Here is a 23522-nt window from a genome sequence, read left to right on the forward strand (position 1 = left end):
CAGATCAAACCAGTAATTTTTGACGTAATCACTGGTTTCGAAAGGCACATCACCTACGACGAGCTTTTCGGCTTATACCGATGTTAACATTCACATTTGCATTCCGCTACCCCTTTATTCCTCCAAATTCAGAAATTCAGATCACAGTTTGATAACGGTGGATCATCCGCGGAAAAAGTTGGTGGTCATGGGGATTCCCATGACCACCAACATCGGCACTATAGCGTCACATTACCAATTAGCTCTGTTCCCGACGACGAACCATCGCCGCCCCAGCGCCAAGGAAGATAACTGCGCATGCCATTACCCACAGCACCGACGCACCCGACCATGCCAGGATCGTCCCATGCGGCACCGGAACGGACGCATTCGGAGCCGGATGCGGGGTAACCGGCGCAGGCTGAGATGGCTGCGGCACCGGCTGTGGCTGCGGATTTGGTTGCGGCGTTGGCTCAGGTTGCGGCTGCGGGCTAGGCACCCCGGCAACCAGATCAGCCCGAACCGTCAGCAATGTGACCGAAACCGGCGTGCGTTCAGCCGTCGGCCCACCCCAACTCTTCTCCGGATCCACGCCCGGAGACGTCCACGAGTTCAGATTTGCTCCGATCTCATCAACCGCCCCCACGGCGTAACGCGTACCAGCTTCATCAGTGGTCAGCGTCCAGCTCACCGGACGCTGGGTAACACCGCGCCCATAGGCCAATTCCACAGCAACCGTCTGCGGCAAAGCGGCCACAATTTGCTCATCCGTCGCATTATGCGGCACATCAACCGAGATCTCCGGCTGAACAACCCGCACACCATCAGCATTGCGAATCGCGTCATAGCGCGCCTTCGTCAGACCAATAATGCCACCATGCTTCGTCGATTCCTTCATGTAGAAATCTGGCGAATTCAGGTACTGGAAGCCCGCATCGAGATCATGCGTCACCATCGGCTTGTAGCCCACGGTTGGAATCACGTCGGCGTAGAGATACCACGTATCCTCACCATGCTTCTTGAACATGGCCGGACCTTCTACCCCGCCAGGATTGCCGCCAGAGTAATTGGCCGCGATCTTATCTTGGATGCGCGTCCACTTAGCTGTTGGCTCCCACCAGCGCTTATCCGTCGTCTTATCCAGGTACAGGCCCCTGCCGAAAGAATTATCCTTCGTCACGGCATAGGTTGCGCCATTGTGCTGAATAATCGTCGTATCAATCGCCTCACCGCCAGTATCGAATAAGACACCGCCGTAGGAGTAGGTGGCTTCGGTAAAGTCCGTCGTGACACCCCACATGATCCGTGAATACGTCTTTCCAGTGTGGTTCACATCGTCATCGGCGAAGGTCTTTGTTGACCAGTAGACGACGAATGCCCCCTTACCGTCACCGTAATAATCCGGAACCCAGGTTGCCTCCGGGGCCCACGCCATTCCCCACTGACCAGCCGGCTTTCCGTCAGAGGTCCGATTCATCTCGATCTGACGCAAATCTGACCAGTGAACCAGATCCTTCGACTCCCAAATGTTGAGCTTCGTCGAACCATGCAAAGACCACTGGCACCACGAGGTACAATCCCCTGAACCGTTATCGCCACCAAAGACACGTAGATCTGTGGCAATAATGTAGTAGGTCTGCGTCTGTGGGTTATAGGTGATATACGGATCGCGCACACCCGTCGTCCCCAACTGGGACGCCAAAATCGGCTTTCCGTCATTGAGCGGATCCCACTGCTCCGGATTATTTCCTCGCGAAATATCCAGATAGATCTTCTCGGCATATCCTTGGGAATCCTCAATAAAGTGGACCATCAAGTAGCCGTAGGGATCATTCGCGGCTGGCGCTGCTGTGATCGTCACCGGAACATTGCGCTGAGCCGTTTGCCCGCGCACCGTCGCCGCAGCCTGAATCTCGCCCGTCACCGGCTGCTCTCCCGTAGCCGGTTGAGAAACCTGAGCGATATTGTTGGCAACCGTGACTTTATCCCACTGCGAGCTCCACACCACGTCGCCGCCCTTATCATTGAGCGCCACCGTCGAATCATCGAAGGTCAATGCCGACACGCCAGCGAGCATCTTCTCAGCCGTAGCCTGCAGATCTGTGGCATGAAGCTTGGCATCCTCGAGATTAATCGTGTCGATTTCCTGCGCGCTCAACGCCCGATCATAAACACGGAACGTTGCCACTTCACCGGCAAACAACGGATCTGGGTACGGACCGCGGGCAATGGCACTCATAGTCTGCTCAGTAATCGAGGACGGACGCAGATCTGTAGCAACCTTCGCCACTTCTTTCCCGTCGATGTACCATGCGAGCGTCCCGGCGTCACCGTCGAGAACAGCAGTCAGCGAGTACCAGCGGTTCGGATCGAGTTTCTTCGCCTGAGCGTTGTACTCGTTCTTCCAACTTCCCGTGGTGATCGCAGTACGCGAGGTCTGACGGGTGGAGGCAAAGAAATACTTCTCCGTCGAATCTGAGCCGATATTCCACATAAAGTGGTTCTTATCAAGCACGCTTGGATCAATCTTCGTTTCTATCTGAATGGTGGCCGACTGCGCCTTCGTCAACATATTCGACGGCAGTTGCACCCACGGCCCCTTAGAGGTTTTCTCCCCACCAGTTAGCCGCAAGGAATTGCCCGTCCACAAGGAATCTGTGCCGTTGACGACCGTCGCTGGTTGCCCACCTGGAACGATATTACGAACCGACGTGCCCGTCTTTTGAGTAAAGAGATACTCGGCAAGCAGGTTCTGCGTCGTGATCTTCGGGTTATGCCCGTCCCAATCGGCAAGCGTTCCCGTCACCGTTACCGTTGCCGTCACCGGATAGCGCGAAGCGTCCTGAGCCACGCCAGTAACGGTGAAGGTTCCTGGCTTTGCGTACTTTTCTGGAGCAATCGTTTCCCAGGCAACTTTCGCAGTTTCCTGCGAGCCATCAGCCTTCGTCAATTGCACCTGATCCGGCATCGCGGGAGCTGTGCCAGCTTCCGTCGTCACCTCCACTGGTGCCACCGCCGTCACTGCCAGATTAGGCTGATATGCGGCCAGTACTTTCTCATACTCTGCACGAGTAATCGGCAATACCGTGCCGTGCCGTGGCTTACCGCCATCAGCATTTTGCGGAAGATTGTTCTTCAGCTTTTCTGCGGCTGAAACCCATGCCGAGCGCTCGCCAGCGTCGGCAAGTTTGTTCTTCGTTGCAAATGGAACGTAATGGTTCGGGCCACCGTGATAATTGGGCTGGTCAATGAATACATACCAGGCATATCCGTTGACATCCCCTGGATTGGCCGGGAAGAAGTTTGGCCCCTCCCCTTGGCGGAAGGTGTTATTACCAACCCCGTTCGGCAACCCGGCAGCGAACTGGTCAATCATCAGGTTCCACTTGCCCGCTCCCTCGTCTTTGGTCGGCAAAGTCAATTCGCCATTGTGGGTAGCCAAGAATGACGTGGATTTCTCCAAGCGCAAGGTCATGCTCGATTCGTCCTTATAGACGCGATAGAACATGCCATCTTCTTTGGCAGCACTGACGTCAATGACGCCCTTACCTTGCCCCTGGTTGACGTCAATCCACACCTGCGGCTCGGAGAAGGTCACAAAATCATCCGTGAGGACGTAGATCATCCGGTTATACGTGACCGACTTGCGATCTGCTGGATTCGTCGTCGGGTACAAGTTTGAGGCCCAATACACCGCATACTTATCAATATCCGGCAAGTAGAACGCCTCTGGCGCCCAGGTATTTCCTGCATAGTCGCTCGATACTTTCACATGGCGTTGCGCCGACCAGTGAATCAAATCCGTCGATTCCCAGATCTCAAGGTAAAGCGAACCAGACTTCTGCGCGGTATCAAAACCACCTGCTAGACCTGCAATCTTCAGATCGGTTGCCAGGAGATAGAACTTATCGCCATCTGCCGAGCGGATAATGAACGGATCGCGCAAACCGCCCGTGCCGAGCGTTGACTCCAAATAGGGCTGCCCGTTGTTCAGCGTATTCCAATCTAGCGCATCATTGCCCTTCGAGGCCGCGAAGGAGATTTTCTCCGCTCCCATTCCCTCTCCGGTGAAGTACGACCAGAAATATGCCTGCGGCTCGCTTGCCGGTGTCGGCAGCGGCTGAACAGTGACCACAAAGGTCTTATCGATGCTCTTGCCATCCAAGGTCAAGGTTGCCCGTAACGTGACCTGAACCGGATTTGCGCCCGTGGCTGGTCGGGTAACCTTTACCCGCTGGGAGTCGGTACGCACCCCTTTTTCCAAGGCGATTGTGCCGTTACCGTCATCAACAACCGTCCAGCTAATCGCTGCGTCATGCTTACCAACTAGCGGTACAGAGAAATTGGACCGCATATCTTTATCGTTGATAATCGTCAACGCATCGTAGGCCTCGTCCAGCTTTTGATTGCCGGTGATAGCCCGACGTACCGTGAGCGCGAAATCATGCGTCTTGCCCGCCGGATCGGTCGCCGTCATCGTCACGACCTTATCGGCGTCTGCCGGACGCACAACCGTCCCATCCGTTGCGATGGTCTTAGGGTCAGAGGAGGCCCACGTTAATGGGAACCCCGCCACTGACGCCGGTGGCGCAACCGGACCAGTGATATTGTCCGCTGCTGAATTTGATGCCAATAATGCCCGCAAAATCTGATCGTTAAAATCTGCTGGCACATACAACTCGTAATATGCCTTGTCGCGGGCTTCCTTGCTCGGCATAGACGCGCGAACTTCGTCAGCGCTCAACGCCTGATCCCACATCTTCACTGACAGATACGTGCCGGTGAATAGGGAATCCTCCGCATACAGCGAGCGCCCCAAATATCCGAGCACGTTGCCCGAGGGGATAATCTCGGACAGCTTCTTCGAATGGGTAACGCTCGCGACTTGTTCTCCATTCAGATACAAGCGCAGGGTATTCCCGGAAGACGTCATCGTCAGGGTGGAAAAACCGTCTGTTGGCGTGACCGCCGCGCCACCGTAAGGCGCAAGGCGATCTTCACCGTTGGAGGCATCTTTCTTGACGCGAATTCCGGAGAGGATCTTGTCATTCTTATCGCGCGGGTTAACGAATACGTAGTTGCCAAGCTGCGTCGTATTCCAGTTGCCGACCCCATCGCCAATAACCCAGGCGAAATGGTTGGCTTTGGCTACTTTCGCAACGGTGGCTTCCACCGTGAAATCGTTATCCGTTGCTGTGATTGCTCCCTGCGGTAGAGCCGCATACCCGTTGGCGGATAGGCGCATAGCATGGCCAGAATCAATCGTTGTGAAGGCGTCCTCGGGGACGTTGACGAGTGTCGCGTTATGCCCGTTACCCGAGATATCCGTCAGGGTTGTACCTGAATGGCTCATATCGTAATAAGCCGACGGTGGGGGCGGTGTCGTTTCAGCATGAGCAATCTGCGGCATTGCCACTATGGCAGTACAGCCTAGGGCAATTGCCGAGATGCCGGATAGCACTTTTTTCATACGTAACATCGTGCGTTTCCTTACCCGTGATTATTTATAGGCCCGCGAGCGCCGCACCAGTAGTGCACCGCCGCATACGAGCAGGACCGACATAGCGGCAATGCCACCGCTGGCCAAGCCGGTGTGAACGAGTCCGGGGGTGGGTGATGGCGCAGGGGGTGTGGGCTGCGGCGTCACCGGCTGGGGAGCCGGACTGGGCTGTGGTTGTGGAGTCGGCACTGGTTGTGGAACTGGTGTCGGCTCAGGAGTGGGTTGTGGTTGCGGCGTTGGATCCGGGTTTGGCACCGGATTCGGCGTCGGTTCAGGATCTGGCGTCGGCGTCGGTTCAGGATCACTACCCTTAGCCACCTCTACCGTGGTATTCGAGGGCGACACCAAGCCATCCGTATAGCCGGTGTAGGCAACCACTACCTTCCCGGCAGCGTTACCCGGAATAGTGATCGCAGCCTCGCCGTTAACCAAAGTCACATCACCGAGGTCTTGCACTTGATCGCTTCCCTCGGGCGTGAAGGTCACATGGACTTTTCCGACGACTTCCCCGCCATCAGCAGCCGTTACCGCTATCTTCACGTCCCGCCCATCTGCGGTTGCACTGGTCGTAGAAGCAACCGGCGCAATATCGCTCTGATGCGCAATAGCGGTCAACACCGTCCCCGGTACGGAGACGAATGCACCGTGACGTGGGCTTTCCGGCAAGCCCTTTGAGGGCAGCACCTTCCAGAAATCTTGGCGCGATAGCCTGTTTTCCCACGACGATGACGTCAGTTGTTCACCGGACATTCGGAAGGCCCGATAGCCACCAGCACCATAGTTATCCACAAGTAGGAGGTAGTCATTACCGGAAACGTTCTGCGGATCTCCGGCATTGAGCTTAATGACCTGTGGACCTTCACCGTCGTTGCCCGTCTTGGGACGCGTCATTTCAGCGTCCAGTAACTGCCAGCCCGTTGCCGGATTAGTGTTCGGATCAGGCGTTGTCGTCTTTGACGTCAGAACCTTTGAGCGCTCCAGAATAATATCCTTGCGCGGAATGTTCGTATCACCAGCTTCTGCCTTGGTGAAGCGATAGTACATGTCATCGACCTTGATAACCGTCGAATCAATGCGCGCGCCAGCAGTGTTCTGCCACTCGGTTGGCGGATAGGTGAAGGTCTTGAAATCACGAGTAAGGACGTAGAACATACGCGCTTTCCCGTCGGTACGAGTATGCGCCGCATCCTCATAGAGGCGGGAGGCGAAATGCACGACGTAAGATTGCAGCTCGTCATCCCAGTAGGCTTCCGGTGCCCACGTCATACCCGCAGCCGGTTGATTAATCGTCAACGCACCGTCGTGATCGGTCGTCCGATTCCAATGCACTAAATCCGTGGATTCCCAAACATGGATCTTCAAGCTGCCCCACTGCTGGTAGCGCCCCCAATCGTAGCCGCCACACTGCACGCACAGATCTGTGGCCACCATGTAGTAGCGATCTCCGTTAACCGAACGCAGGATGTACGGATCGCGCAACCCCTTATCATCCGTGGTTGAGACGATAACAGGTTTGCCCTCGTTCGCCGGAGTGAAGGTAAAGAAATTATTTTCTTTGGTGTAATCCATGTAGATGCGTTCATTATTGTCAGCCTTAAAGTAGGCGGCGGCATATCCCGCATCTGGAACTTTTCGCGACTTTTCTTTTACCACGACGTTGTAGCTCTTCGTCACTGATTCGCTACCGTTAGTCACAGTTGCCGTCACAGTCACTGTGGTATCACCCGAACCGTATGCCGGACGGACAACCCGCCCGCCACCTTGGAAAGGATCTGCACTGCCCACTGCCGGAGCAACATACGTCCCATCCGTGGGGGTAACCACCTCAGGAGCAGAGCTACTCCACGCAATCTTTGACCCGAACTGAGATCCGGTGGTAACCAGCGGTAAATTCTCATAGGTTACCGCAGAAATACGCAAGGCATCCGCGTCAGCTTGCGCGCGCGACGCATTCGAAATGGCCGGAACAGTCAATTCGTAGGCGTACGTCTTTCCTGAGGAATCCGTCGCTGTCATCGTCACTTTCTTATCGACATCCGTTGGACGAGTGATCGTGCCATCAACAGCAATCACTGCCGGATCTGAGGACGCCCACGTCAGATCGAAGCCCGCAACTGAGGCCGGTGGCGTCAGGTTATGGGTAATCTGATCGGCTGAGGTATTTTCTCCCAGCAAAGCCTTACGGATCTGCTGGTCAAAATCAGCCGGCATAAACATCTCGTTATAGGCTGCTTTACGGTCTGATTCCGGCTTAACCGAGGCTGCAACCTGTTCAGGAGTCAAGGTCTGATCCCAGAATTTCACATCCAAGTATGTGCCGCTAAAGAGCGCGTCCGGCTCATACAGGGAGCGCCCGAGATAGCCCATAACCTGACCGCTGGGAATAATGCTGGACATCTGGTACGGATGGGTCGCAGTGGTGAATTCCTTGCCGTTGAGATAGAGGCGAATCGTATCTGCATGGGAGGTCATCGTGATGGTCGAGAACTCACCTGAGGGCATCGATACGCCATTGCGCTTAACCCGAATCTCCCCGTTACCGCCGTCGGTTTTCACCCGAATACCAGAAAGGATCTCTCCATTCCAATCCCGCGCGAGCGGATTGACGAAAACGTGATTACCGAGTTTGGTGGTATTCCACTGGCCGACGCCATCGCCAATCACCCACGCAAAGTGGTTGGCATTTGCGACTTTGCCGACGGTGAACTCTACCGTGAAGTCGTTGTCCGTTGCTGTCACCGGACCTTGTGGGAGGACTGCGTATCCGTTAGCAGCAAGCGTCATCGCGTTCCCGCCAGAATACGTTGAGAAAGCTGAATCTGGAACGTCTACCAGTTTGGCATCGTAACCGTGCCCAGAAACATCTTTCAGGACGCCACCTTCGCGCGACATATCGTAATGCGCTGACGGCTCAGGAATATCCGTCTGCGCAAAAGCGACATGTGGCAGCGCTGCCATCGCGCTCAATGACACGACACTAGCGCCAAATACTGCGCCAATCGTGCGTAGTTTTCTCATATTTTTCTCCTCTATATGCCTTGCAGAGCAGGCATTGGTAGGCGTCTTGGCGAGCCAGACGCCGCTATTTACCAGTGTCTGCGCGCCCGACCGTGCATAACGGCCCCTGCCAGCAGCAGGCTGAACGCGAGAAGTGCTATGGGTAGTGCGGCAACTCCGGTATGCGATAGCGTCGAACCAGGAGTCTCCGGATGGGTGGGCTGTGCCGGCTCAACCGGAGATTCCTTACCCGGAGTGGGAGCCGGTTGCGGCTGCGGATCTGCCCCTGGCACCGGCTGCGGTTGAGGTTCCGGTTGCGGTGTCGGCTGTGGTTGGGGCTGCGGCTGTGGAGTTGGCTGCGAGGTATCCGTAACGATAACGCGGAAACTCGGAATCGTTCCTGGAGCCACTTCCTCGTCGAGACTCATATCGAAAATTGGCATACCGTCAGCCGCCCAATGTACGCGCCGCACAAAGGTATCCCGCCCAGAGAAATTGGAGTAGCCTTCCGTCTTATTGGCGTAGGCGTGGAATACATACATGGTTTGGCCATCCTCATCAGTGGACCACATGCCGTGACCCGTTCCGAGTTGCCATTCACCGTTGAAGATTCCCGATTTCTGGATTGGATAGTTCAGTTTCTTCCAGGCTGCCGGATCGAGCAGATTCGTCGCACCGGAGGCATCGGCTACTGCGAGGCCTGTCGTGTACGTCCGGCCAACTGTTGACCCCGAGTAGATCATGTACAGCTTGCCATCGCGCATAATCACGTTCGGACCTTCGGCGATCGCGTTATCCCAGGCATATTCTGGCGAAACAATCAACATTGGATCGCTCGTGACGTGGTATGGATCAGCCGGATTGACACTCGCAATGTACACCGCGCCAAGCTGCTGCCAGGCGTAATAGCCCGCACCCTTAGCATCGGTAAAGTACGTCATATCGAGGGACATTCCAGTTGTGCCGTCAATACGCTGGGAAAGCGGGGAGCCATCTGCGCGCGTCACCGTCCGTGGATCAGTCCAGCTTTCGGCCTTGGTTGGATCCATGTCGTCGCCGTTGGCGTCCTTCTTCAACTGCATAATTGCCGAGGCACCATCTGCCCAGTTGGAGTTGTAGCTAGGCATGAACAAGATGGATAGCGTCCCGTTGATTTCATGGAATTCTGGCGCCCAGAACGATCCGGTGATTGGCTGCCCGTCAGTATTCTTATCGCCTGCCTTGCGCAAGATGGATTCTTTGGGATTGAATCCTTCTTTATCAATTAATCCCTGCGGATCACCCGGGGTATCTGCCAAGGCAGCAATCGAATCCGCCATCCGAATCGGCATGTGTGGATGCTTGCGCTGCCAGACGTTATCGCCATAAATATCATTCGTGGCGATCATGAGGAATTTCTTTTCCTCAATGCCGTTGTGCTTCCAGATCCATTCCCGCACCGTCGGATCGGCACGTTCCTCAGCGAAAGGCAGGGGGTAGTTCGTCTGCTTGATCTTTCCGGTTACCTCGTATGTTCCCGGAGTATTGAAATTGACCTTAGAGGTGTCCCAATCAATAGCGGGCATTTGCCGCGTTGAGCCGTCGGAGTAGGTTAAGGTCACCGACGTTGGCAACGCAATATCTGCCGAGCTTGCCCCAATACGCACACTCTGATCGGCTAATGGCGCCATACCAGTATTGGTAATACGACCATAGCGCGTCATAAGTGGCTGAACCCGCGACCCCTCCACGGCAATAATGTGACCACTACGGAAATCCTCAATCTTGGTTGCATTCACCGTTCCGATCATGTCGATACTGCCGACGTGTACTGGCCCTGGCAATGATTCAGCCCGAGAGGATAACGAGGTGTAGGTCGTCCACTTTGGTACGCCCGAATCGTCTACCCAGCTCACAATGTAGCGATCCGCAGCAGAATCGTAGACGGCATTCGGCTTATTAACCCCGTTCGTCTCCGGCACAGTGATGATTGCTCGAGAGTTTGCCCGCTCATCAAAACTGAGCAGATCCTTTGAACTCGCAAATAAGATCGCGTTATCCGTTTGGGGGTCACGCACGTCGCTGCCGCGATTGGTCCGAACTGCCACTATGCCGTAACTGCCATCTTTCATGTAGAACATGGCCGGATCGCGCAATGAGCGATGCGATTTCAGATCGACGTCGGTTGCATTCGCTGGCGCGATATTCGTTCGCGCAAAGAAAATGCCGTAATTCTCATTTAGTGGCTGCCACGTCGTGCCATCACTTCCCAATGCCATGTGCATCGAGTAGGCAATATCGGCGTTATTTGCCGTCATCTCTGAGGTTGGGGTGCGGTCATAGCTGATGAGTAGCTGCGAATCTGCTTCGGCAAGAACCCGCACCGCAAAGGTTTTGCTCACTTTTACGCCACGGACGTCAATCGTTGCCGTGATAGTCGAATCGGTCGTACTTTGTGCTCGGATAACACCCTGGGCGTCAATCTGTAGTCCAGCGCCGGCAGCAAAGCTCAGCGTTCCATCAGTGACGGTAGGAAGCGTCATACCAGAACGCAGCACAGTGGGAATAGCGTAGGAGCTGGCCACTTCTGCCGCGTAATCCTCCGGAGTTTGATCCGAGGGCTGGACGCTGAGGTGAAAATCTCGCGTGGCAGTGATTCCCCGTAGGGTCGCGCTCGCATGAAGCGTCACAGCAACGGCACCCTGCCCAGCCATCGGCCTATTAACTTTGCCGTTGGGCTCGATAACAGCGGGATTATCCGAGGTCCACGTGATTGTTCCGTTTTCCGTCGGCAATCCAATATAGCTGGTCGTTACCTCGTTAGGCAGTTCAATCTTTTCTAGCGTTGCTGCGGCTGCCGCTTGGATTTCTTGGGTGTGTAATGTGGCATCGCCATCTGAAAGCTGAGCAATTTCTGCCGCGGAAAGCACCTTATCGTAAACGCGGAAAGTCGCGACCTTCCCTTCGAAAAGCGGGTCGGGCCACGGTGAGCGAGCAATAGTGTTGAGAGACTGGTTCGCGATTGCCTTTGGACCAGCGGGAACGCTTCCTCGCGCGACCTCTTTACCGTTAATAAAGAGTGCCCCCTGCCCTGCGTCGCCATCAATGGTTATCGTCACCGAACTCCAGGTATCTGCTTGAATCGGGCATCCACTCGATTGGATAAGCTCTTCACCACTGGCTACTCGAATTCCCATTAAGGGATGACGATTACTGGCGCAGTTCAGTGAGGCGAATAGGTATTCTTCATTGCGATCATTGCCGATATTCCACAGGAAATGGAAAGCGCTGAGCATCGCATTGGAAGCGGTTAGTTCCATCTGAATTGTTGCCGCAGAGGCATTCGTCAGCAGATTTTCTGGAAGTTTAACCCATGATCCGTTCGATTCTTTTGCCCCACCAGTTAAGGTTAGAGCTTCTTTTCCCCACAGATCATCTCGTGGGTTTTGTACTAATGCCGGTCCGAAAGCAGAACCGGTAGCGGTATTGGGAACCGTGGTGCCATCTGCCGGTTTAGCAGTAAAGAGATACTCCGCTACTGCCCCAGATGGCGGTGCACTATGTGCAGATTCAGCCAGACACAGTAATCCGGCAAACGTAAGAAGGATAGTTGTTATTAAGCTCGTGATCTTCATTGACCAGCGATGGTGAATTGTCATTGTGTATATCCCGATCGGTGAGGACGACAGAGACGAACTGAGACTGAGCGCTTGGAAAGCAGCTAGTATGCGCCGTGCAGTTTACCCAGATAATGCCATTCCCTCGTAGCGCTGCTCCGTTGCCGCACTACACAGTAAATGTTCTCGTTAACATGATAAGGAATAGCAGGGTGGACGACCAGCGCCACCCACCCTGACGCGCGAACTATTCCTTAGGAAGTGCCCGCAACGCACTGGCCTCAACATCAAGCCCAGCACGATAGCGTTCAATAAAGGTCGTATATCCAGCAACATCAGCCGGATCTGGCTCTAAGACCGTCTCTTCGACGTCATTAAAGACAGTCTCTTTGAGGTATTGTGCCAAGTCCATCTTGCCGGCGTACTCGGGACGCAGATAGTTAGCGAGCATGGCGATACCCCACGCACCACCCTCACCTGCACCTTCGGAAACCACAATCCGGCGGTTCAGCGCCGCAGCCAGAATCCGCTGCGGGGCGATCGGCGTCTTGAAAATGCCGCCATGTGCGAGGAAGTGCTCAATATGGACGCCCTCTTCCTCGGTAAGAATATCCATGCCGATACGCAGCGAAGCGAACAATGACATCATGTTCACGCGCATAACGTTCGCCAAGGAAATCGTGCTATCTGAGGTGCAGTACATCAACGGTCGCCCCTCATCAACCTTCGTCACATGCTCCCCAGCCAGGTAGTTAAAAGCTACCATCTGTGAACCATCCGGATCGCCAGTAAGAGCGTGCTCATAGAGCAGATCGTAGAGCTCCCCCTTCTTCTTATCCGTGCCGATCAGCTCGGCGAAATTGACAAAGACTTTGACGATGGCATCCAGTATCCCCGTGCCGTTAATACAGTGCACCATGGCCACTGGATCACCGGCCGGAGTCGTCACCGGATCAAGTTCTTCATGGGAGGAGGTCAGCGGCTTATCCAAAACCACCATGGCGAAAACCGAGGTTCCCACTGAGATATTGCCTGTGCTCACCGCAACCGAGTTCGTCGCGACCATGCCAGTACCAGCATCGCCTTCTGGCGGGCACATCCGCGCGCCTGGCTGCAGTACCCCCGAAGGATCGAGAATCGCTGCGCCTTCTGCGGTTAAACATCCGGCGTCTTCGCCAGCGCACTTAATTATTGGCAGCAGATCAGTAACTTTCCACGGATATCCGCGATGTGCAACTAGCTCATCGAAGATCGCCACACAGCGCTCATCGTATTGCCTCGTCGCATCGTCAATTGGGAACATGCCTGAGGCGTCCCCAATACCGAGGATGTTCTCACCAGAGAGCAGACGATGCGCATAACCAGCCAGAGTGGTCATTGAGGTCAGACGGGATACGTGCTCTTCATCATTGAGCACCGCCTGATATAGATGAGCGACCGACCAGCGCTGCGGAATCGTAATCCCAAACCGTTTCGTCAGTTCCGCCGAAGCCTCGCCCGTCATCGTATTGCGGTAGGTGCGGAACGGAACTAATAGTGATCCAGCTTCATCGAAAGCCAGATACCCGTGCATCAATGCCGAGAAGCCAAGATACCCCACCGAGGTGATTGGCACGCCATAACGCTCATCCACATCGGCACATAGGGCGCGGTAGCATGCCTGCAGACCGCCGTGGATCTGCTCCATCGTGTACGTCCATACGCCGTCAATTTGCTTTGATTCCCAGTCAGAGGTTCCAACAGCCAAAATCTCGTTTGCAGTATTGACGAGCACTGCCTTGATTCGAGTTGAGCCAAATTCGATACCTAGGCTCGTCTGCCCCTCGCTGATTGCCCGCGCGGCGCTCTCTTTGTCAATCGTCATTGATTTCTCTTTCTCTGTCATGCGCTGAGGTGCCTAAAGTGCAGTTGCTCCCCCCGCATCTAGCGATTAGCAGCGGGGGGAGCAATACACAGTTACGCCTTGAGGAGCGTGTAGTACAGATCGTTCCAGCGGATCTGCGACTTAAAGGAGGCTTCCGTGGTGGACTCATCAATGGCGACGAGTTCGTTTTGCGTCATTTCCGCAAACATCTCCCACTCTTCGCGAGTGGTATTCGTCGTCATACAGGTGTGATGCGCCCCGCCGGCATAAATCCAGCAGGCAGTCGCCGTCTGGATGGACGGAGCTGGCTCCCACACAGCGCTGGCCACCGGCAACTTCGGCATCGGCTTATCCGGGCCCACAACCGTAACCTCGTTCAACGTCATACGGAATCGCGAACCCATATCAACCATCGAGATCACCATAGCTGGGCCACAATCGGCGTCAAAGACCATACGAACCGGATCTTCGCGACCGCCAATTCCCAGCGGATGAATCTCAACCTTAGGCGTTGCCTTCGTCAAGGACGGGCAGATCTCCAGCATGTGGGCACCCAGGATCTTTTCCTGACCCTTACCCAACTCGTAGCAGTAATCCTCCATTAAGGACGCGCCACCCTCGCGGCCATAGCCGATGACTTTTGCCAGACGGACAAGCACAGCCGTCTTCCAATCACCTTCTGCACCGAAGCCATAGCCCTCAGCCATCAGACGCTGCACAGCCAAACCTGGAAGCTGACGCAGACCGCCAAGATCTTCAAAGTTCGTCGTGAATCCGGTAAAGCCACCAGCTTCCAACATCTGGCGCAAACCAGCTTCTAGCCGAGCGGCATACTCCAAGGATTCGCGGCGTTCACCACCAGCTCGCAACTCTGGAGCGAGCTCATATTCTGCCTCATACTCGGCGAGCAAGGCATCGATTGCGCTCTGCTCAACGTTGTCAACAACCTCAACGAGATCATTAACACCCCAGGTATTTACTGCCGGCCCAAACTGCAGCTCCGCTTCTACCTTATCGCCGTCGGTGACGCCAACATTGCGCATGTTATCTCCGAAGCGGCACAGCTTCATCGAACGCAATTCAGCGCGACCCACTGCGGCACGTGCCCACGAGCCAACTTTCTCTTGTACGTCTTCATGGGAGACATGACCGACGACGACCGTGCGCGGCACACCGAGACGAGCTGCCATGAAGCCAAATTCGCGATCACCATGAGCAGACTGGTTGAGGTTCATGTAATCCATGTCGATGGTGTCCCACGGCAGATGCTCTTCAAGCTGAGTATTGAGCAAAAGCATCGGCTTCTGCAGCGCATCCAAACCATGAATCCACATCTTGGCTGGCGAGAAGGTATGCATCCAGGTAATCACACCGACGCACGCTTCCGTCGCATTTGCCTGCAAAATCGCATCGAGAATCTGCGAGCGCTCCTTCAGCACTGGCTTCCACACCAGCTTCACGGGGATAGCCGGAGAATCCTCCAGAACGCCCATCACCGTCTGCGATTGCTCAGCAACCTGCTTGAGGACGTCCTCACCGTAGAGGTCCTGCGATCCCGTCAGAAACCAAATTTCCCGGCTCTCAAAGGGGTTTCCAAGCATTACTTTTCCTCACTATCGTGTTGTCCGTAGACGTTTTGGTATCGGTCATACAAGCTGGCGATCTTCTCAGGTGGAATCGGGATCGGATCACCGAGCTGGTAAGCAATGGCTACTGTGCGAGCAACCTCTTCGCACATTGCCGCGGCTTTTACTGCGGCTTCGGCATTCTTTCCAATGGTGAATGGGCCGTGATTTTGCATCAGTACAGCCGGAGAATTGGAATTGCGCAAGGTTTCGACGATACCGCGACCAATAGAATCGTCACCGATTAGCGCAAAGGGGCCAATGGGGATATCGCCCCCGAACTCGTCACCCATCATCGTCAGGATCGCCGGAACGGGCTTGCCAATGGCTGCCCAAGCGGTCGCATAAGTGGAGTGAGTGTGAACGACGCCGCCAACTTCTGGCATATTGCGGTACACATAGGCATGGGCAGCAGTATCTGAGGAGGGCACGAGGCTCGCTGGAGTCCCATCGTCGATCTTCTCGCCGTCAAGGGTGCAGACCACCATCTTATCGGCGCTGAGTTCTTCGTAGCGCACGCCCGATGGCTTGATGACGAACAAGTCTGCCCCTGGGACTCGTTCGGAGACGTTTCCGGCAGTCCAGACGACGAGATTGTACTTGACCAGCTCGCCGTGCAAATCACTTACGCGCTGACGGCACGCTGCGACGGCCTTCTGGATCTCCTCAGGCATTTCACGTAATACCTGCATCTATTGTCTCCATTCTGCAAGCCCTCGGCCTGCGTTCGTTATAGTTAACAGTTCTTTAACACATCGGTTTAGATGGTGGCACTGCGGTTGGCTCTGTCGAGTGATCCGCTATGCCACCTGGGATCGCCTTAAAAGATCGCCGTATAGGTGACATCTAAGGTCAGCGATTGACCCGGCTGGGTCATGATACGTTCGGCTAACTCGGGCCGGTTGAATACGTCTGCCCACTGCGTACACGGCTCTAACGCGACGGATAGATTGGTATCGCGGGCAAGCATTCCGCCACTGTAAACATGGAAGTTCGCCAGGGGATGCTGGCGCACATCCATCCCGACTTCTACGTCAGCCGCTAAGCCGGTGACGAGACGAGCGCGCGCCCATCCGTCTTCCCCTGCCTGTAGATCAGTGGTTGCGAAATCGTCATCCAATTCAAAGGGCGCCGGTTCGTAATCCACAAAGGGCGCGTTACCTGGATCAGGGATCAGGGCTTCATTGACGACGATACGCTTGGTAGCGGGCACTTCTACATGCGCCTGATCCAGACCAGCAATCCGGAAGTAGGGATGCAATCCTGCCCCTAATGGAGCGGGGCGGTCACCGTCATTGCGCACGCATATACGAATCCCGATTTGCCGAGGAGTTGTCAGATCGTAGCGCACAGATACCTGCACAGGAACAGGAAATACGGTGGGATTCTCGACGGCGCATTCGAGCACTGCGTATCCCTCGCCGCTTTGCGTAACTGTAAACGGCTGATCGTAAACCATGCCGTGCAGACCTTCTGGACCTGAGGTGGGGCGGGTATCGTATTGCGTTTCTCCTTCACGCCAGAGGGCATCACGAATACGATTGCACCACGGCGCTAGAACGGCATTGCGATAGCCGTCTAGCTCCGCAATTTCCTGTTCGCCTCGGTATCCGTCAATCACGGAATACCCGACGCCCGGATCCCAGCTCAAAATCGCTGCGCCGATTGGGGTCAGCTCAAGGCTCTGCTGGCTTCCAGCAATCTGAATACTCATAGGTTTGACCTTCATCATTGAAAGCGGAGTAATGGTTATGTCTAACGTTAACATACCCATCAGATTTGCGGGAGGGGTAAAACTTAGGTATTTTATTTCACCTTAACTTTTCCTTGATACAGCAAGGAAAAATGCCATATTTTAGAACTGAATCACCCGTACTTAACAAGAAGTAGCAGTCTTTCTGGACCCGCTCCCGAACGTTACCGCCACGCGCACGCGCCGTGCCGAGTTTACTGCTCACTCATGCTCGGTTATCAGTCGTCACTCACTGCCAACGATTCTCAGTTCACCGCTAGGAGGCATCGCCGCTGCTCACACCTGCTTGCTGCTCTTTTTTGCCGCCCTTGCCACTCCTGCCCTTCTCCTGTTTTCCCTATTTGCACGAACACCTACTCGTGCCCTATTCCCACCTATTACTCGCCTTACTCACCGCCACCAACAGGTCACTCATACTCATCACTTCCTGGCATCCAGGTCACTCCGGGGACGTTCCAGCGCTCTTTCGCCATAATCTTGCGTACTGCTTTAGCGTCGGCGCCGTGTAACCGATCGACGTAGATTCGCCCTTTGAGGTGGTCGTATTCATGTTGCAAAATTCGAGCAAACCAGCCTTCCGCTTCCAGCTCATACCACTGACCCGTCTCGTCCTGCGCAACTAACAGGGCATAGGGCGAACGGCGTAGCGCAAAAGAATACCCAGGGAATGACAAGCACCCCTCTTCATCGTCCTCATCTGGATCGCAGGTATCGATTGGCTCAATGAGCAAAGTGGGATTAATGGCCACCCCTCGCTCCGGCCCATCATGCTCATCGTAGACCCACACAAACATCGCCTTATTGAGCCCGATTTGTGGGGCAGCTAGACCAACACCAGGGGCAGCAATCGTCGTTTCATACATATCCTCAACAAGTTGAGCTAACTCGTCATCAAAGACAGTGACAGGCTCAGCATCGCGATGAAGAACCGGAGAACCATAAACGTGAATGGGGTGAATCATAACTGCTACTGTACCGCCCACATCACCAAAGAAGAACCTATAAGCACTAGGGCTGACGACGGTACATACTAGGACCGACAACGGTACACACTAGAAACAACAACAGTATGAGCGCGACGAGAGCTGCCCATAGCGCTGGTGCGCAGATAGATCCAACTGCTAGCAGTTCGTCTTATCGCAGCTATCGCGGCCAGGTTTCCCCTGCCCTCACGTCCTTCTCCTTACCCCCCCCACGCACACTCCTCCTTACCATCACCGTTCTACTATTGCCTCACAACCGCCTATGCGCCGGCATTAAATACCCGACTTCGCCCCTCGGCATATATTGCAAGCTTCGACAGTATCCCTGGTCAGCAACTCACGCCCAACCATCGGCTCGGCCTCAATCATCGGCTATTTGCAATCACCAGCTATCTACAAGCACCGGCATCCAATTCCAGCTACTGGGGCTTCTAACTCTAATTACCAGGGATTCCAATTCCGGCTACTGATCTATTCTCCCCCCCCTGCACCTGCCTCCGCCGATACTGCACGGTTCGCCGTCAGTACACACCAATAAAACGCCTGATAACACCCAACTTCGTGCCTAAGAAAACTCATAACATCCAGGTAGATTAGAACGATTCTGTTTTACTTGAAACAGATTTCGCATACAGACCGAGCAAAACTCACTTGAAAGCGGAATCACACTATGTCTGGCTTCCGCTGAGATACCCCACCCCTTAGGATCAACATTGTCATTTTTGGGCACCCCAGATGCCATCTCGGCCATCGCGCACGCAACGGGCGCCCACTACTAACTTATGCACCCAGAAAGGGCTATCCATGCTGAAAGGCTTTCGCGATTTTATCGCCCGTGGAAACGTTATTGACTTAGCCGTTGGCGTTATCATCGCTGGCGCATTTTCTAAAATTGTCGCCGCACTGAACGACAAGGTCCTTATGCCGCTGATCGGCGGCCTATTCGGCAAGCCAGATTTCGATCGCGTGTGGACGATCCACATGAACGGTGGCCAGACGGAAATCCTCCCCGGCGCAATCATGACAGCCGCGGTCAACTTCCTGATCGTCGCTGCCGCCCTCTACTTCTTCGTGGTCTACCCGATCAACAAGATGGCAGAGGCAAAGAAGCGCGGCGAAGACGAGGCCGCCCCCGTCAAGACCGACGAAACCATCCTGCTCGAAGAAATCCGCGATCTCCTCAAGGCTCGCGAGAGCTAGAAACTCGCCGGAGCACTAGCGCCATTCCTTGCAGAATTAGCGCTATTATTTGCTGAAACGCGATCGGGGCTGTGCGATAATTTTCGCCGCACAGCCCCGATTTTTTATTATTTCCGCAGGTCAGAGGCATATTTTAAGAAAAAATCTTATTTTAGTGGCCGTATCGGCACAATTGCGCACGCACCCAGCCATAACAACTTCGCTTCACCGTCTCGAAAACCCGTCCCCACTGTTTTAGGCTGGCATCAATCCGTCTGGCATATTTCATCCGCCGCCACTGCTGTCGGCTCCGGCATGAAACGTACCGACGGCTGACAATCCAACGACGAACAACGAAGTACGGAGGATCTTTTGTCACAGCAGACACATGCCGCAACTCGGCGAACACGCCGCCGTTGGCTCGCATGCCTCGGCATCTTCGCCCTAACCACCACTGCAGTGGGAACGGGCGTAACATCACGCGCGTATGGCGCTGTCGGCGCTGACGACTACACCGCCCCCGGCACCATCCAAACCGCATTAGGTTGCGCAAAAGACTGGGACCCCGCCTGCGAAGCCTCAGTCCTCAAGGCACAGCCCACCGGCATCTACTCACTACCTATCACCCTGCCGGAAGGGGACTACGAATTTAAGATCGCTCAAGGCGGATCGTGGGACAAAAACTGGGGATCTAACGGGCAAGCAAACGGATCAAATATTGCCGTCCATTCCGATGGCTCTCCAGCCCATATCTACTTTGACCCTGCCACCGGCCTAGCCGGTCTTGTTCCCGACAACCAAACCGTCGTTGTCGCCGGATCCATGCAGAAAGCCCTAGGTTGCTCAGGTGACTGGGCACCTGATTGCCGCATGCCTATCCTCTTCCCGCAAACCGACGGCACATACCTGTGGCGCACCGACCGCATTCCCGCTGGTGCTTACGAAGCAAAAGTAGCTATCGGCGGCAGTTGGGACGTCAACTACGGGCAAGGCGGAGCTGCCGGAGGAGCAAATTATGAATTCCAAATTGCCGACGGGAAACCCGTGACTTTCGTATATGACCCCAAGACCCACGTGCTCTCCATTGCCTCTTCGGCCACATCCGTCGCCGGATTCGGGCAACTGCGCGCCTACTGGGTCAATGAGCGCACTATCGCCCTACCAGCAGATCTCGTCCCCTCCAAGGACGGCGACCCGGCAGTGGCATACTCCCTGGTCAACTCCCCATACGCCAATGCCACACTCGTTGATGGTGGCATCACCGGAGATACACAAAGCCTGGATCTGACCTCGGCAGGCCCACTTGACGCCGCAACGGTAGCGCAATATCCGCATTTGACTGGCTACACCGCCTACACGCTGCCCGATAAAGTGACCACCGACGATGTGAAAAAGCTACTGATCGGCCAGAACATGATCGCTGGGCAGCGAGCCGGGCAGGTTGTGGCATTCACGGGTATCCAGCTCGCGCCAGTACTCGACGCTCTTTATGCTGGCCAGGCCCGCAACGCCGAACTTGGCGCAACGCTAAAGCCCAACGGTTCAGCCACTTTCCGACTCTGGGCACCCACCGCACAGACAGTCGGCATCCAGATGGATCTTGGCCACGGCAACATCATTATCCCGGCTTCCAAAGATGCCCAGAGCGGTATCTGGACGGTAGAGAGCCCGGAAAACGAGAATATGCTCGGTAAGACATACCTGTGGAACGTCTCGGTTTACTCCCCAGTGGAAAACAAGATGTTGAACTCCTATGTAACCGATCCATATTCCAAGGCTCTGACGGTAGATTCCAAAGAATCCATCGTCACCGATCTCAGCGCTGCGCGCCTCATCCCGCAACAGTGGGCCACGACGCCAGCCCCGCAGATTCGCAACGATTCTGCCCGCAATATCTACGAGCTACATATTCGCGACTTCTCTATCGCCGATCAAAGCGTGGCAGAGAAAGATCGTGGCACATACATGGCTTTCACTTACGCAGATTCTGCCGGAATGAAGCACCTGCGCGATCTGTCGGCTGCCGGGATGAACACCATTCATCTGCTGCCCAGCTTCGACATCGCCACCATTCCTGAACTGCGCGCCAACCAGGCCGTTCCAACAATTCCTGCAGCTGGTCCAGATTCACCTGACCAGCAGGAAGCGGTCAGCAAGGTTGCCGATACGGACGGATTCAACTGGGGATACGACCCGTACCACTACCAGACACCAGAAGGCTCCTACACCACCGACGAAAACCAAAACGGTGACGGACGCACGTACGAGTTCCGTGCTATGGTCGGCGGGCTCCATGCTGCTGGCTATCAAGTGGTCCTCGATCAGGTATATAACCACTCCTCAGCCTCCGGCGATGACGAGAAATCCGTCCTAGATAAGATCGTGCCGGACTACTACCACCGCCTGTCGAACACCGGCAAGGTAGAAAACTCCACGTGCTGTGCCAACCTCGCTACTGAGAACGTCATGATGGAAAAGCTCATGGTCGATTCCCTGGTAACCTGGGCACGCGATTACCACGTTGATGGCTTCCGTTTCGACCTTATGGGACACCATTCAGTAAAGAATATGCAGGCGGCTCGGGCGGCCTTGGATGCCTTGACCTTGGATAAAGACGGCGTGGATGGCAAGTCCATCTACATGTACGGCGAAGGCTGGAATTTCGGCGAAGTTGCGGATAACGCTCGCTTCATCCAGGCAAAGCAAGGGCAGCTAGATGGCACAGGCATCGGATCATTCAATGACCGTTTGCGCGATGCTGTTCACGGTGGCGGCCCCTTCGATTCCGATGTGCGCGAATTCCAAGGCTTCGGCAACGGGCTGTTCAGTGATCCAAACGGGATCGGCAAGCTCAGCCCAGATGAGCAAAAGGCCCGTCTGGCCCATTCCACCGATCTCATTCGTCTCGGAATGGCTGGAAATCTGAAGGATTACTCCTTCACCACTGCCGACGGCACGACGAAACGCGGTGAAGAGATTGATTACAACGGCCAGCACGCTGGCTTTGCGAGCGAACCGGCCGAGAACGTCAATTACGTCGATGCGCATGACAACGAGACGCTTTTCGATCTGAACGTCATGAAGCTACCGACGAGCACCTCAATGAACGATCGAGTGCGGATGAACATTATCTCTCTCGCTCCGGTCACTTGGGGGCAGTCGCCAGTGTTCTGGCATGCCGGCACGGATATTTTGCGTTCGAAGTCCTTAGATCGCGATTCGTACAACTCCGGTGACTACTTCAACGCTATTGACTGGACGATGCAGGATAACGGCTTCGGCCACGGCTTACCCGTTAAATCAAAGAACGGTGAAAAGTGGTCGTGGATGGCTCCGTTACTGCGCAACGCCGACCTTAAGCCGACGCACGCGGATATGGAGAAATCGACCCTGATGGCCCAAGAGCTACTCAAGGTACGTTCCTCCTCGCCGCTGTTCTCACTGGGATCTGCTGCGTTGATTCGCGAGCGCGTGACCTTCCCCGGATCAGGGCCGCAGGCCGTCCCCGGATTGCTCCTGATGCATATCGAGGATAAGCCGGGCACAGTTGCAACCGATATTGATTCTGCTCACGATGGCGCATTAATCGCGATTAATGCCACGCCACAGACGCAGACGCAAACTATCGCGCAACTTGCTGGGCGCACCTACACCGTTAATGACATTCAGGCGAACGGTGTGGACGCCTCGGTTATTGGCAAGGTTTCATGGGATGCGGCCACCGGCACGATAAGCGTACCGGGACGCACCGCTGTTGTGTTGTTTGCTAACCCCAGCCCGACGCCGCAGCCTCAGCCGCAACCGACTCCGCAACCACAGCCAGCTCCTACACCGAGCCAGCCGATCATTGCAGAGGGCGACGCCCCCAGCGCACTACCGAATACCGGCGCTGCCGTGGGTATGCCCATCCTGATCGCTGCTGGTCTGACAGCCGCTGGCGTCATCATGGTTGCCCTGCGCCAACGTCGCCGGTAATCCCCATGCTGGCGATATAAACGGTGCTTGATCCGGCATAATCGCTTACGCCGGATCAAGCACGTGGGCCG

At 55.2% G+C, this 23522-nt stretch carries 10 protein-coding genes; 2 read left to right on the forward strand and 8 right to left on the reverse strand.

Annotated features, from left to right (window positions below; genetic code table 11):
* Positions 1-238 precede the first annotated feature (238 nt).
* From ACLHIL_RS00370 to def, 8 genes are all read right to left on the reverse strand, one after another.
* Positions 239-5458: a LamG-like jellyroll fold domain-containing protein gene (locus ACLHIL_RS00370; RefSeq protein WP_411295879.1), complete on the reverse strand. Its 5220-nt coding sequence runs from the start codon at positions 5456-5458 to the stop codon at positions 239-241.
* A 21-nt stretch (positions 5459-5479) separates the two neighbouring features.
* Positions 5480-8497: an immunoglobulin-like domain-containing protein gene (locus ACLHIL_RS00375; protein WP_411295880.1), complete on the reverse strand. Its 3018-nt coding sequence runs from the start codon at positions 8495-8497 to the stop codon at positions 5480-5482.
* 68 nt (positions 8498-8565) lie between these two features.
* Positions 8566-12114, reverse strand: coding sequence for a family 43 glycosylhydrolase (locus tag ACLHIL_RS00380; RefSeq protein WP_411295881.1), 3549 nt, complete (start codon positions 12112-12114; stop codon positions 8566-8568).
* Positions 12115-12319: 205 nt separating this feature from the next.
* Positions 12320-13936: an FGGY-family carbohydrate kinase gene (locus ACLHIL_RS00385; RefSeq protein WP_411295882.1), complete on the reverse strand. Its 1617-nt coding sequence runs from the start codon at positions 13934-13936 to the stop codon at positions 12320-12322.
* Positions 13937-14028: 92 nt separating this feature from the next.
* A complete protein-coding gene (araA, locus tag ACLHIL_RS00390; protein ID WP_411295883.1) occupies positions 14029-15537 on the reverse strand; it encodes an L-arabinose isomerase in 1509 nt (502 codons plus the stop codon).
* The gene (locus ACLHIL_RS00395) at positions 15537-16253 is read right to left on the reverse strand and encodes an L-ribulose-5-phosphate 4-epimerase (RefSeq protein ID WP_411295884.1); all 717 of its coding nucleotides are present in this window, start codon (positions 16251-16253) and stop codon (positions 15537-15539) included. Before ACLHIL_RS00395 ends, araA begins: the two co-directional genes overlap by 1 nt.
* Before the next feature lie 128 nt (positions 16254-16381).
* The gene (locus ACLHIL_RS00400) at positions 16382-17275 is read right to left on the reverse strand and encodes an aldose 1-epimerase (RefSeq protein WP_411295885.1); all 894 of its coding nucleotides are present in this window, start codon (positions 17273-17275) and stop codon (positions 16382-16384) included.
* A 446-nt stretch (positions 17276-17721) separates the two neighbouring features.
* Complete coding sequence (def, locus tag ACLHIL_RS00405; RefSeq protein WP_411295886.1) at positions 17722-18276, reverse strand: peptide deformylase; 555 nt, start codon at positions 18274-18276, stop codon at positions 17722-17724.
* Between the two features lie 825 nt (positions 18277-19101).
* Here def and mscL point away from each other — a divergent pair.
* Entirely contained in the window at positions 19102-19497 is a 396-nt protein-coding gene (mscL, locus tag ACLHIL_RS00410) for a large conductance mechanosensitive channel protein MscL (protein WP_411295887.1), read from the forward strand.
* 351 nt (positions 19498-19848) lie between these two features.
* The gene (gene pulA / locus ACLHIL_RS00415; RefSeq protein ID WP_411295888.1) at positions 19849-23451 is read left to right on the forward strand and encodes a pullulanase-type alpha-1,6-glucosidase; all 3603 of its coding nucleotides are present in this window, start codon (positions 19849-19851) and stop codon (positions 23449-23451) included.
* Positions 23452-23522 lie beyond the last annotated feature (71 nt).

Origin of the sequence: Trueperella sp. LYQ143, from assembly GCF_046599595.1 — a bacterium.
Taxonomy (GTDB): domain Bacteria; phylum Actinomycetota; class Actinomycetes; order Actinomycetales; family Actinomycetaceae; genus Trueperella.

Excerpts from the sequence above, each read along its gene's own strand:
- ACLHIL_RS00380 (WP_411295881.1), bottom strand. The coding sequence starts at position 12,114 with ATGACAATTCACCATCGCTGGTCAATGAAGATCACGAGCTTAATAACA.
- mscL (WP_411295887.1), top strand. The coding sequence starts at position 19,102 with ATGCTGAAAGGCTTTCGCGATTTTATCGCCCGTGGAAACGTTATTGAC.
- ACLHIL_RS00400 (WP_411295885.1), bottom strand. The coding sequence starts at position 17,275 with ATGAGTATTCAGATTGCTGGAAGCCAGCAGAGCCTTGAGCTGACCCCA.
- ACLHIL_RS00375 (WP_411295880.1), bottom strand. The coding sequence starts at position 8,497 with ATGAGAAAACTACGCACGATTGGCGCAGTATTTGGCGCTAGTGTCGTG.
- def (WP_411295886.1), bottom strand. The coding sequence starts at position 18,276 with ATGATTCACCCCATTCACGTTTATGGTTCTCCGGTTCTTCATCGCGAT.
- ACLHIL_RS00385 (WP_411295882.1), bottom strand. The coding sequence starts at position 13,936 with ATGACGATTGACAAAGAGAGCGCCGCGCGGGCAATCAGCGAGGGGCAG.
- ACLHIL_RS00395 (WP_411295884.1), bottom strand. The coding sequence starts at position 16,253 with ATGCAGGTATTACGTGAAATGCCTGAGGAGATCCAGAAGGCCGTCGCA.
- ACLHIL_RS00370 (WP_411295879.1), bottom strand. The coding sequence starts at position 5,458 with ATGTTACGTATGAAAAAAGTGCTATCCGGCATCTCGGCAATTGCCCTA.
- araA (WP_411295883.1), bottom strand. The coding sequence starts at position 15,537 with ATGCTTGGAAACCCCTTTGAGAGCCGGGAAATTTGGTTTCTGACGGGA.